13 protein-coding genes are annotated in these 12,636 nt (G+C 41.3%); 4 read left to right on the top strand and 9 right to left on the bottom strand.

Translation table 11 applies throughout. From position 1 onward, the window contains the following. Position 1 precedes the first annotated feature (1 nt). Both NY014_RS15045 and NY014_RS15040 read right to left on the bottom strand, forming a co-directional pair. Positions 2–259 (bottom strand): hypothetical protein, encoded by a 258-nt coding sequence (locus NY014_RS15045; RefSeq protein ID WP_354003190.1) that lies wholly within the window; start codon positions 257–259, stop codon positions 2–4. Continuing rightward, positions 240–1,325, bottom strand: a complete 1,086-nt coding sequence (locus NY014_RS15040) for a glycosyltransferase (RefSeq protein WP_259415367.1) — start codon at positions 1,323–1,325, stop codon at positions 240–242. The genes NY014_RS15045 and NY014_RS15040 overlap by 20 nt, the downstream gene beginning before the upstream one ends. A gap of 81 nt (positions 1,326–1,406) precedes the next feature. On the opposite strand from NY014_RS15040, the gene ruvC reads away from it, so the two are divergent. Further along, on the top strand, positions 1,407–1,982 hold the full coding sequence (gene ruvC / locus NY014_RS15035) for a crossover junction endodeoxyribonuclease RuvC (protein ID WP_135074886.1): 576 nt from the start codon (positions 1,407–1,409) through the stop codon (positions 1,980–1,982). A gap of 41 nt (positions 1,983–2,023) precedes the next feature. On the opposite strand, the gene NY014_RS15030 is transcribed toward ruvC, so the two are convergent. Then, positions 2,024–2,584, bottom strand: coding sequence for a porin family protein (locus NY014_RS15030; RefSeq protein ID WP_259415366.1), 561 nt, complete (start codon positions 2,582–2,584; stop codon positions 2,024–2,026). 86 nt (positions 2,585–2,670) lie between these two features. Here NY014_RS15030 and NY014_RS15025 point away from each other — a divergent pair, with 86 nt between their 5' ends. The 3 genes from NY014_RS15025 to NY014_RS15015 all read left to right on the top strand — a co-directional run bounded on the left by NY014_RS15025 (position 2,671) and on the right by NY014_RS15015 (position 5,711). Continuing rightward, positions 2,671–3,231 (top strand): Crp/Fnr family transcriptional regulator, encoded by a 561-nt coding sequence (locus NY014_RS15025; RefSeq protein WP_259415365.1) that lies wholly within the window; start codon positions 2,671–2,673, stop codon positions 3,229–3,231. A 78-nt stretch (positions 3,232–3,309) separates the two neighbouring features. Next, complete coding sequence (locus NY014_RS15020) at positions 3,310–4,605, top strand: parallel beta-helix domain-containing protein (RefSeq protein WP_259415364.1); 1,296 nt, start codon at positions 3,310–3,312, stop codon at positions 4,603–4,605. Further along, positions 4,602–5,711, top strand: a complete 1,110-nt coding sequence (locus tag NY014_RS15015) for an SO2930 family diheme c-type cytochrome (RefSeq protein WP_259415363.1) — start codon at positions 4,602–4,604, stop codon at positions 5,709–5,711. Before NY014_RS15020 ends, NY014_RS15015 begins: the two co-directional genes overlap by 4 nt. Here the strand turns inward: NY014_RS15015 and NY014_RS15010 are convergent. The 6 genes from NY014_RS15010 to NY014_RS14985 form a co-directional block, all read right to left on the bottom strand. Further along, positions 5,704–6,777 carry an alanine/ornithine racemase family PLP-dependent enzyme gene (locus NY014_RS15010; RefSeq protein ID WP_259415362.1) on the bottom strand — a complete coding sequence of 358 codons (1,074 nt, stop codon included), beginning with the start codon at positions 6,775–6,777 and terminating at the stop codon, positions 5,704–5,706. The genes NY014_RS15015 and NY014_RS15010 overlap by 8 nt on opposite strands. 1 nt (position 6,778) lies before the next feature. Further along, entirely contained in the window at positions 6,779–7,219 is a 441-nt protein-coding gene (locus NY014_RS15005) for a GNAT family N-acetyltransferase (RefSeq protein WP_259415361.1), read from the bottom strand. Next, the gene (locus NY014_RS15000; RefSeq protein ID WP_259415360.1) at positions 7,206–8,651 is read right to left on the bottom strand and encodes a sodium:solute symporter family protein; all 1,446 of its coding nucleotides are present in this window, start codon (positions 8,649–8,651) and stop codon (positions 7,206–7,208) included. The genes NY014_RS15005 and NY014_RS15000 overlap by 14 nt, the downstream gene beginning before the upstream one ends. Positions 8,652–8,839: 188 nt before the next feature. Next, on the bottom strand, positions 8,840–9,589 hold the full coding sequence (locus NY014_RS14995) for a succinate dehydrogenase/fumarate reductase iron-sulfur subunit (protein ID WP_259415359.1): 750 nt from the start codon (positions 9,587–9,589) through the stop codon (positions 8,840–8,842). 115 nt (positions 9,590–9,704) lie between these two features. After that, the gene (locus tag NY014_RS14990; protein ID WP_259415358.1) at positions 9,705–11,639 is read right to left on the bottom strand and encodes a fumarate reductase/succinate dehydrogenase flavoprotein subunit; all 1,935 of its coding nucleotides are present in this window, start codon (positions 11,637–11,639) and stop codon (positions 9,705–9,707) included. Positions 11,640–11,652: 13 nt separating this feature from the next. Next, a complete protein-coding gene (locus NY014_RS14985) occupies positions 11,653–12,333 on the bottom strand; it encodes a succinate dehydrogenase cytochrome b subunit (RefSeq protein ID WP_259415357.1) in 681 nt (226 codons plus the stop codon). Positions 12,334–12,636 lie beyond the last annotated feature (303 nt).

The following is a 12,636-nucleotide window of genomic DNA, read 5'->3' as shown; positions in this document are numbered from 1 at the left end:
ATCAAAGGGCATTATGGGCCATCAGACCCTTTTTGGTGGCTAAGAATAACATCTCTTTCCCATTCTCCAAAATATTGATCGCTCCAAATAATTCATCATCCGGAGCAGAAAGACATTTGATGAAAGCCTTGTCGTGCAATGATTTCAAGGTATTTAAAAGTCGATCTTCCGACCAACCCATTGTCTCTTGAAGGTAATCATAAGGCTGGACAAAATAGAGCTCGTCCAGCAGATCAAATTCATCTTCCGTCATTTCCATGATTCCCAAAATTAACATTTCCCTGAATCCTTCTGCCTTTCCATTGGTAATTTCCCCGAATTGCTTTTAATCCTATAAAAACAGAATAAAAGGGATGCCATAGACTAGTCAGAACAAAAGACCAAAAAGGGACAGGACTTTTGAAGAATTTTGTAATGGATCCCAAAAAAATGAATTCAGCTAAAATCTTGATCACCCAAATCAGAAATACCCACAAAAACCCCCAGTTTTTCAAAAAAATCAAACTGAAAGCCCCCAGCCATATCAACTGAAAGATGACAATCAAGAAAGCTGAGGCTGCATGAAAAAATGATTCATGTGCCTTCCATTTTCCAGCCCATCGGATTCGCTGATTAAATAAAGCTTGCCAGTTTTTTTCTGCCTCTGTCGTTACGAGCGACTTCTGGGAAGGCATATAGCAGGTACTTTCAGGGCCGAATTTCCGGACAATCTTTTTTAGAAGAAACTCATCATCCCCTGAAAGCCAATGTTCATTTCCAATATAGCCTTCCACTTTCTCAAAAGCATTTTTGCGAAAGGCCAAATTTGCACCGCTACACATTAAAGGAGATTTCATTTCAAACGATACCCCAGTTAGCAATTGAATACTTGCCCAATCTAAGGTTTGGAAGTAGGCTAAAAATGTGTTTGAAGACCGAAGCAGAACAGGTCCAGCGACTAATTGAATTCGGGAATCTTGAAAAGGTAAAAGGAGGGTTTCCAGCCAGCTAGGATGAAAATCACAATCGGCATCTGTAGTTACTATTATTTCACCTTTTGCCTGATTTATCCCTTTTTTCAAAGCTGCCTTCTTCCCCACCCCATCACTGGAATAAATTTTAAAAAGTGGGTTTTCGCCTACTAACTGTTCCAGAAGCTCTAAGGAATCATCCTCACTTTGGTCGTCAATAAGTATAATTTCAAGGTTTGGATAATGAATTTTTTGGAGGTTTTGGATTAAAGTCGAAAGTCGAGACACCTCATTTCGAATCGGAACCAAAAGGCTAACATTTGGAAAAATAGTGAGTCCTGAGTATTTCTGATCAGGGATTTTAGACCATACCATTTTTAGATAGCCTAAGAAAAGCAAATAGATTAGGGACCAGAGCAAATAAAAACTTAGCATCTTTTCGGCTATCTTGCGAAGGTGAGTAAAGAAGCTAAAAAACCCTCAAAGGAAAAAATCATTTTAGGTATTGACCCCGGAACAAACGTGATGGGCTATGGATTGATTCTGACCGAAGGCAAGCAATACAAACTCCTTCAGTATGGAGTCATTCACCTGAAGAAATACGGAAGTCACGAGCTGAAGCTCAAAAAGATATTTGAGCGGATTACCGGGATTTTGGAGGAATTTATGCCAGATTCGGTCGCTTTGGAAGCTCCTTTCTATGGTGCCAACGTTCAATCCATGCTTAAGCTTGGAAGAGCACAAGGTGTAGCGATGGCTGCTGCACTTGCTAGAGAAATCCCAATCACGGAATATTCTCCAAAGAAGGTAAAACAATCTGTCACAGGAAACGGAAATGCTTCTAAAGAACAGGTGGCCGCCATGCTTCAAACTCTATTCAAACTGGAAGAAATTCCAAAACTTCTCGATGCAACAGATGCATTGGCCGTGGCTCTCTGCCATCACTTTCATGAGGGAAGAGTCCAAAGTAGAGGAAGGTCTGCCGGTTGGAAATCCTTTATTGAGGAAAACCCTAATCGAATCAAAAAATAAAGAGGCTGTCACATTAATCATACTAATGCCAGCCTCTTTAATTAGTATTTGCGATAAATATCGTAACCAAGCGATAATTTCAATACTCGGTTTTTCACATCCGTATCGTAGTAATTCAAGCTTGACAAACCGATATCATAACTCAATTGGAAGTTGATTTTTTCTGTTACGTAAGCTGATATACCCACTACCCCACCAAAATCATAGCCTTTGATCGGGTCAGTTGCTGTTTGGATATCTCCTGATTCCTCCCGCTTTCTTGAAACCAAGACACTCACTTGAGGTCCTGCAAAGACATTTAATGCAGGAAGAAAATTCAAACGAACCAAAAGTGGAAAATCAACATAATTCAAAGACTCGGTGATTACATCTCCATTCACAGGGTTGTTGGTTTCAAATCCTTTTTGAGCAAACTGAATCCCAGGCTCTACCTCCAGCATAGGCGTTCCTAATCTGTAATAAACTCCCCCATGAAAGCCTACATTCGCCTTGTAATTGGTTTCAGAGAAGTTAGCGGAAGACAAACCTGCGCGAATTCCAAATTGGGCTTGAGCGGAAAAAACAATTCCAAAAAGGAAGAAAAGAGCCAAAATCTTTCTCATATGTTCTAGATGTTTTAAATTTCCAATAAAACTAGTGGATCAAGAGAATTTTAAAGTAAAATCCATTTGATTTTTTATTGTTTAGCATGATAAAAACAGGCCTTTTTGAAAATATTGCAGAAGTAAGTGATGAAGCAAGGAATGCTTTCATTGGGTATTTGGAAGAAATCCAAGCTGAAAAAGGCTATAAATTAGAGAAGGCCGGTGAGGTCAGCAATTACCTTTTTTATATTGCTCAGGGATCAGCAAGGAGCTTTTACATTCGAGACAATCGGGATATCACGGTATCTTTTTCGCTGGAAGGAGAATTTGTGACAGCTATGCACTCGTTTATCACACGAAGCCCGAGCTACGAAACTATCGAGACCCTTGAAAAATCCCTTCTTTATCGAATTTCCTACGAAAATTTACAGCGCTGTTTTCAGGAGTTCCAGGATTTGGAGCGAGTCTATCGAATCATCCTTGAGAAGTACTACATCGCTTTAGAGGAGCAAATGATCTTCTCCAAATTCAAATCTGCCAAAGAGCGATATCTGGAATTGATGGAGAAAAAACCAAAAATCATTCAGCGTGCTTCGGTAGGCCATATTGCTTCTTTTTTGGATATGACCATCGAAACCCTAAGTCGGGTACGATCCAAGATTTGATATTTTGACTTTTGTCAAGGCAGGGTTCAGGGGAAAAACTTAGATTTGAAATTAACCTTCCCAATAAACCCGCCCACTATGAAAAAGTCCTTTGCTCTTCCCTTTTTACTTCTTTTTATTCTACTCATTCAGGCATGTAGAGAAACAAGCCATGAACAGCTTTTTGACTCGAGTTTACTTCCTAGGCGAACTGCAGAAGAAGTGGAAGGGGTGGTTGAAGATTTTATCATGGCCGAAAACAATCAAACCATTGAGATTGGTGAAGGCTTTTTTGATTTGAAGACGCAATTAATCCTGGATAGCAAGGAAAATATCACCATCAAAGGCGCAGGGATGACAAAAACGGTGCTTTCCTTTCGGAATTTGAAAACCGGCGGCGAGGGGATGAAGATTGTGGGTAAAAACATCACCGTTGAAGACTTAACCATAGAAGATGCACCAGGGGATGGAATCAAAGCTCAGCATACAGATGGCCTGACCCTTCGCAAAGTCCATGTCACTTGGACTCATGGAAATAAATCCAAAAACGGAACCTATGCACTCTACCCCGTGCAGTGCAAAAATGTGATGATTGATGAATGTATTGCAGCCCATTCACGTGATGCAGGCATCTATGTAGGGCAATCTGAAAATATCATTGTCAAAAATTCTTTGGCCTATGGTAATGTGGCAGGGATAGAAATCGAAAACTGTGATAATGCTGAAGTTTTCGGAAATACAGCAAGAAATAATTCCGGAGGGATTTTGGTTTTCAATCTTCCTGGTCTTCCAAAATCCGATGGAAAAGGAACGAAAATTTACAACAACCGGATCATCGAAAACAACCATAAAAACTTCGCGACTCCTATTGGTGAAGGACCAAACGGCAATACCGTCACGATGATTCCTCCAGGCTCTGGAGTTGTCCTTTTGGCGGCCAAAGAGGTAGAGGTTTTTGATAATGAGATATTACGAAATAAAACAGTGGGTGTCGCAGTTGCCAGTTATCAGATCACAGGATTCCCAACCGATGCCCCCAATTGGTCACCTTACACCTCGGATATTTACATTCATGACAATGCTTACGATCGAAGCAAAGGCATGCCTGATTTGACCCGTGAATTGGGGCAGTTGATCAGTTTGTATAATGCTCATGGAAAAGCGAAAACACAGGATATTGTATATGATGGGATTTTTGATGAAGGCAGAGGAAATGATATTGAAGAAAATCCAATGAATATCTGTATTTCCGAACCGGGAATTCAAGATCTTTTGTTCACTCGTTTTGACCTGAGCCGGGGAGAGGATGACATTCAAAGTTTTGCAGAAGCAGCTCCTTTTACTAAATGCAACGTGTCTGTTCAGACGGATGTAACTGAAATTGCAAGCCGATGAAAAGGAAAATCAATTCTATCTTCTGCATCATAGGAATTCTTTTCTTGCTTGCTTTTTCTGCCTGTAAAACAGAATCAAGTGAGGAATCCAAAACTGCATTTGATCCTCAAAAAGAGTCAGAAGAAGCAGATGGGGATTTACCATATCGATGGCTATCAACCTATGGGTTTTTTGAAGGAGATCTGAAAAATCTTTCACCCATTGAAGAACTAATCCCCTACGAACCAGCCTCTTCCCTATTCACCGATTACGCCCACAAATCCAGGTTCGTCTGGATGCCAGAAGGAGAAAAAGCAAAAATTTCAGGGGATGAATTGGATTTACCTGTCGGGTCTATTTTAATAAAGAACTTTTACTACCCAGAGGATTTTTCCAAACCAACTGGAGATAGACGAATTATTGAAACCCGCTTGATGATTCATCAAGCAAATGGCTGGGAAGCCTTTCCTTACATTTGGAATGATAGCCAAACCGATGCCGTACTAAAAGTAGTTGGAGGCGAAACGCAAGTAAAATATCAAGATGAAAATGGCAAGAACCAGGTCATCAATTACCTGATTCCCAATAAAAACCAGTGCAAAACTTGTCATAATAAGAATGAAAAACTCGATCCTCTTGGAGTCGAAGTCAAGCATCTTAACTCAGAAAAGAAGATAAAAGGAGAGTCCGTTAATCAACTGGCTTTTTGGGCTAATGAGGGAAAACTCGAAGGGTTTTTAGGCGAAAATCGACATCCTAAAATGGTTGATTATTCCAATGAAAGTCTTCCCTTAGCAGAACGAGCAAAAGCCTATTTGGATATTAATTGTGCCCATTGCCATCGGGAAGAAGGTCCTGCTTCCACCTCCGGGCTTTTCTTAGGTTATGATCAAAATGATCCGCTCAAATTAGGGATAAACAAAACGCCGGTTGCTGCGGGAAATGGAGCGGGAAGTTTTCAGTTTGACATCGTACCGGGAAAAGCAGACGAATCTATCTTGATTCACCGAATGAAAAGCACTGAAGTCGGAGTTGCTATGCCAGAGATTGGTAGAACTACGATCCATCAGGAAGGAGTTGAGTTGATCCGAGCTTGGATCAATTCCATGGAATCCAGCCCTAACTGATGACTTTCTTGTCGACGTAGTTGGAGTTTAGGATTCCCAAAGCCCCCATGTATTTTAAGTCAAAAGTCAGGATATCGCCTACCTTGTACTTATTGGGGTTATCTCCCAAATTCATAATCAGCATATCCGAGCTTGCGCCCAAAATTTCAATAGAATTATCCACTGGGATTAGATATTTGGGATCTACATCAAGAAGCCCAATATCCACAATCGCTCTAAAGGAGGTTCTTCCGTAAAGGTCTTCATCAATCTCAGCCACCTCGCCTTGAGGATTTGCAGCAAGATTACCAACAGGAACCATCGGTTTTTCCTGCATTTCAATAATCTCAGCATGAAGTTCAAACACATCCCCATGCATCCCTTCTATAACCTTTTCCTCAAACAAGTCTACTCCAAAAAACAAGGTCTCTCCTACCCGAAAGTGATTGACGCCTTTCGGTAATTGATGGGTCAACATCAAGGGAATGGTCACAGAAGTACCTGCTGAAACCCATGGGATTTTCTTATTGAATTTCAGTTCAATGATCTGCTTATACAAAGACAGTTGAATGAGTTTGTCGGTAGAAGGCATCACGCCATTAAGGCAATTCAAATTGGTACCTAAGCCAATCACTTCAATATTTGGCAAATTGAAAACTTGAGAGTAAAAATCAATCAATTGCTCTCCCATTACCCCCTCGCGAAGATCTCCGGTCTCCACCATAATGATGATTTTATGGTTTTTATTCTGGAGAACAGCCTCTTCACTAATCCAGTGAATGGTTTCCAATTCACTATTTAAGCTGACATCAGCAAACTCCACCATTTTACCAACATTCCGTTTGGACACAGGTTTGATGTATACAGTCTGCACATCGGGATTCAGCCGCTTTACCATAGCCAAATTACTAATTCGACTATCGTGAATTTCAGTAACACCAAGGTTTATTAGTTCTTGTAAGTAAAGGCGGTTTCCACACAATAATTTAGAAACCACCCCCCAAGCGACTTCATTTTCCTGAAAGATTTTTTTCAGGAATTCATAGTTTTCTTTGAGTTTGGTTTTATTGAGTGTTAGGTAGGCCATTTTACTTCTGCAATCTCATTTCCAGATACTTATTTGTAAATCCAAGTCGCTCGTAAAGTCGCTTGGCAGGATTATCAGGCTCCACATGGAGAGCAACATCGCCTTTTGCAAGTTTCAAGGCTTTTTCCATGATTTTCGCACCGATACCTTTTCCCCGCTGAGCAGCATCTACTGCGATATATACCAAAATATTTTCAGGAATATACCCAGACATTCCGGTATGATTCATCACCAAGGCTCCGACGATTTTCCCATTTTCCCTCGCAATGATCACAAAACCACCCGCGTGTAAGCTGTGGTCCAGCGCATAATCCAAGCATTTCATGATATGTTCCTTAGGATCCCCGTACTTCCCCAAGTGCTTTACCAGAAAATCTGCAATCTCATTTTTCTGAAGAAAGGTGGCATTATCAATTGCGGAGAGGGTTTCAAATTTTAGCATATCTATGTTTTTTAGTTTTTGTTTGAGGTTCAAGTTTATCAATCAAGAGAAAGGTCATCAAGGAAAGCAAAAGACCGAAAATATTCGGATCTAGACCTAATGGCATTTCTATGTTTACAAAGGTCAGTCCAGCCGTAAGCCCTCCTCCCATAACCATAGAACTAATGGCAGCCTTTGGGTTGCTTTTGTTGAAAAAGAGACCAAAGATGACGGGGACCAGCAAGCCGGAAACCATAAAGGCATATGAATACAACATCAAACTCAGAACTTCGTTCATTTGCCAAGCCAATAAAAGTGCCACAGCCCCAATAGCGAGGGTGATCCACTGAGAAATCCGAACTTCAGCTCGGTGAGACCATTTGCCGATTACCTTTCCCATCAAGTCCGTTGTCAGGTTACCAGAAGCTGCCATCAGGCAAGAATCAGCAGTAGATAAAACTGCAGAAAAATAGGCAGACATCATTAGTCCGAGTATTCCTGCGGGAAGGATTTGACTTAACAAAATCGGCAATCCCATTTCAGGATCCATGCTAGCTGAAGCTCCTTCCAAAATTCCCTGCTCTACGGCTACACGAGCAAGCAAACCCAAAGAAACTCCCATAAAGGCCATAATGGGCCACTCAAATAAACCGGCGATAAACCATGCCTTTTTTGCCGACTTAGTATCTCTCGCAGCAAAAATGCGCTGATAGAGTGTCATACCTACAAACCAGATCGGGATAATGGTAATCCCCCAATTCACCAAATCTTGCCAGGTCAGATTGGAAAATGAAAAAAACTCAGGAGGAAGCGTAGCCTCGATTTCTTTCCAACCCCCTACGTAACTATAAGCCATAGGAATTCCGATTAGCATCAATCCCAGCATCAAAATGATCCATTGCACAGTGTCGGTATAAATCACAGCTTTCAAACCGCCCATAACAGTATATACTACAGCAATTACTCCCATTATCAGAAGGGCTGTGGAAATATCTAAAGCTTCAAATGTACCTGAGGCTAATTTGGCTCCTGCCAAAAGCTGAGAAGCCGTAAATCCTAAATAGCCCAAAAAACAGATGATTGCAGCTACTTTTGCTGTGGTGGAATTATACAAGTGCCCCATAATTTGGGGGAAAGTGAAAAACTTAGAAAATGCTGCATCTGATTTAACTCTAGGTATCAATAAAACTGCAGCAATCCATGCACCCAAAAGACCTGTAAAAAGCATCCAAGATCCGGAAAGCCCCAAGGCAAAACCTAATCCTCCTAGTCCAATCGAAAATCCTCCACCTACATCCGTGGCTACCACAGATAGCCCAATGTGCCAAGCCCCAATACTCCTACCCCCTACATAATAGTCTTCCTGTCCGGTGTTCTTTCTCATAAAATAGAAGCCTACACCGAGCATTATTAGCATATAAAAAACGAAGATCACCAGATCTATCCAATGCATTATTTAAGGGGATTTGTATCAATTTGATTTAGAATATAATTTTTTAAAGTTAATAAACTAAGGCCAAAAATGAAATAAAATTGGGTTTTTTGGGAAAATTTGATACAATAATCCAATTTTAGATTAGAATAGTGAAAAAATAAAAAAAGCCGGATTACTCCGGCTTTTCATATGAATTAGAAAAAATCTTACATGTTTTCGCTGCTCACAACAGCAGAGAAATATTCTCTGTTCATTCGAGCGATGTTGGATAGAGAAATACCCTTTGGACATTCGGCAGCACAAGCACCTGTGTTGGTACAAGCACCAAATCCTTCTGCATCCATTTGTGCAATCATCTTTTCTGCTCGCTCCTTACGCTCTACCTGCCCTTGAGGCAACATAGCCAATTGGGAAATTTTAGCTGAAGTAAAGAGCATAGCAGAAGCATTTTTACAAGCTGCTACACAAGCTCCACATCCAATACAAGTTGCTGCGTCAAAAGCCTCATCCGCAATCTTTTTAGGGATTGGAATCTCATTGGCATCAGGTACCCCACCTGTATTAACGGATACATATCCACCTGCCTGGATGATTCTGTCAAAGGCTGAACGATCTACCACCAAGTCCTTAACTACAGGGAAGGCTTTCGCTCTCCAAGGCTCAATGGTGATTGTATCTCCATCACTGAAAGAGCGCATATGAAGCTGGCAAGTAGTAGTCTGCTGAGGGCCATGTGGCTTTCCATTGATGTAAAGCGAACACATCCCGCAGATACCTTCTCGACAGTCATGATCAAAATGGATAGGATCCTCACCTTTTTCGGTCAATTCTTCGTTGAGCACGTCCATCATCTCCAAAAAGGACATGTCTTTGGAAATTCCATCTATTGGATAGGTGACAAAACCACCTTGATCGGCTTTATTTTTTTGTCTCCAAACTTTTAATGTCAGTTTCATGTGTGTGTCTTTTAAATTTCAAAGGTCACATGGAATCTCGCATGGATTGTATTATCGTGTTCTATTGATATTTCCATCATGCTCGATTTCATATTACCATGAATTTTTGTCTTGATTATTTATAAGAACGCTGGGTCAACTTCACATTTTCAAACTCGAGAGGCTCTTTATTAAGCTCCTCATCTTGTCCATCTCCTGTATACTTCCAAGCAGCTACGTATGCGAAGTTTTCATCGTCACGTAGTGCTTCCCCATCAGCGGTCTGATATTCTTCTCGGAAGTGACCTCCACAGGATTCATTTCTGTGATAAGCATCATCAATCATCAATTCTCCCAATTCAAGGAAATCTGCTACTCGATGTGCTTTTTCAAGTGTTTGGTTGAGTTCTTCGTTCTCTCCCAAAACTTTTACATCCTTCCAGAATTCAGCTCTTAACTCGCGAATTTCCTGCTTCGCCTTTTTCAGACCTTCAGCAGTACGAGCCATGCCGCATTCATTCCACATGATCTTTCCAAGCTTTTTGTGGAAATAGTCCACCGACTTGGAACCATTGATGCTCAATAGTTTTTGAATTCTATCTTTTACCTCTTGAGCAGTTTTTTCGAATTCAGGATGATTTGCATCCACTGGCTTGGTACCAATTTGTGCTAGGTAATCCCCAACAGTGTAAGGAATCACGAAATATCCATCTGCTAGACCTTGCATCAAAGCGGAAGCTCCCAATCGGTTTGCACCGTGATCAGAGAAGTTAGCTTCACCTAATGCGTACAAGCCCGGGATAGTTGTCATCAAATTATAATCTACCCAAAGCCCACCCATGGTGTAGTGAACAGCAGGATAAATCTTCATTGGTACTTGGTATGGATTTTCTCCGGTGATTTGCTGATACATATCGAAGAGGTTTCCATACTTCGCCCGAATCACATCTTCTCCGTCTCTTTTGATCGCATCTCGGAAATCCAGGAATACTGCTTCACCGGTTTCATTCACTCCTCGACCTTCGTCACAAACGTATTTAGCATTTCTGGACGCTACGTCTCGAGGAACAAGGTTACCAAATGATGGATATTTTCTTTCTAAATAATAATCCCGCTCGTTTTCTGGAATATCATTAGCCTTGATTTGTCCCTTGCGAAGCTTCTCGGCCATTTCCACTGTTGCAGGAACCCAAACACGTCCGTCATTTCGAAGAGACTCAGACATCAAAGTCAATTTGGACTGATGATCACCTGAAACTGGAATACATGTTGGGTGAATCTGGGTGTAGCATGGGTTGGCGAAATACGCTCCACGCTTGTGCGCTCTCCAAGCAGCAGTTACGTTCGATCCCATCGCATTCGTGGAAAGGAAGAATACGTTTCCATAACCACCAGTACAAAGAAGAACTGCATGGGCTGCATGGGTTTCAATTGCACCGGTAATCAAATTTCGTGTAACGATACCTCTCGCATGTCCATCGATGACAACTACGTCCATCATTTCGGTACGTGGATAAAGCTTCACTTTTCCATTGGCTACCTGACGGCTCAATGCAGAGTAAGCACCCAAAAGCAATTGCTGTCCGGTTTGACCACGAGCGTAGAAAGTTCTGGAAACCTGCGCACCCCCGAAGGATCGGTTAGCCAAAAGACCTCCATATTCGCGTGCAAAAGGAACACCCTGAGCAACACATTGATCGATGATATTTACAGAGACTTCAGCAAGACGGTAAACGTTACCTTCTCTTGCACGGTAGTCTCCTCCTTTAATTGTATCATAAAATAAACGGAAGATTGAGTCTCCGTCATTTTGATAGTTTTTCGCGGCGTTGATACCTCCCTGAGCAGCAATAGAGTGCGCTCTTCTTGGGCTGTCTTGGAAACAGAAGGCTTTTACATTGTACCCCAACTCAGCCAAAGAAGCTGCAGCGGAAGCACCTGCCAAGCCAGTACCCACCACGATTACCTCGTACTTTCTTTTATTCGCCGGATTGACCAGCTTCATGTTAAACTTATGCTTGGTCCATTTTTCCGCCAAAGGACCGGCTGGTATTTTGGAATCTAGTATCATAAAAGACGATGGATTAGCTAGTGAAATAAATATAAAGTGGCATGCTGGCAAATAAAACCGGCACCACGATGCAGTATATTCTTCCGATCAATTCGATAGCTGGAGAATACTTCACATGGTTCAAGCCTAGTGTTTGAAAAGCACTGGCAAAACCATGGGACAAGTGAAAACTTAGGAAGCCCATCGCAATCACATAGCCCGCTACCAAAATTTCATTTTGGAATGCAAACTGAACAATCTGATAAAGATCCTTGTAAGTTTCTCCCTCATAGGTCACCATCGGCATATCTCCCCAGTGCATCTTAGCCCAAAATCCCTGCATGTGCACAACTAAGAAAATTAGAATGATGGTGCCCAAGACTCCCATATTTCTGGAAGACCAGGCAGAATTGGTAGATGCTTTTGACTCAGCATAGCCCACTGGTCTGGCTGACTTGTTCTTGCGAGTAAGGAGAATCGAATAAATCACGTGGGCGATTACGGAGATGTATGTCAGGTAAGACAAAATCTTCACCGCCGGATTAGTGGTCATAAATTGGGCATATTTATTAAATGCCTCACCACCATCTCCTTTGAACAATAACATGTTACCAGATACGTGGCCTGTCAAAAACAGGATGAGGAAGAGACCTGTCAAAGCCATGAACAGCTTTCTTCCCAAGGTGCTACTTAAGGTTTTTGTAACCCAGCTCATAGAATTTTTCTTTTGTTAAAACGAATGTCTTATTTCTATACCGGGACCAAATTTACGCCTCCGACAGCTAGCAAACAATCCATTCGTAAAGCCCTAAGTTATTTTAAAACGTTCTAAATAATTTTTGAAAATTCTACTCATTTTACGCTAAATTGTTGCTGGATCAACAGCCTGTTCAATTTTATTGTTTGATTTTAAGCAGAATTTCTACTTACTTCCATTTATTTCGTATAGAGCTAAAAAAACCTACGTTTGATTAACTCCAACCTTTCGTGTCGATAAGGAGTTTTGATTATCATAGGA

It is taken from the genome of Algoriphagus limi, from assembly GCF_024919275.1.
In the GTDB taxonomy this organism is placed as follows: domain Bacteria; phylum Bacteroidota; class Bacteroidia; order Cytophagales; family Cyclobacteriaceae; genus Algoriphagus; species Algoriphagus limi.
Note: the sequence above shows the minus strand (reverse complement) of the source record. Positions and strands in the feature narration are given on the sequence as shown.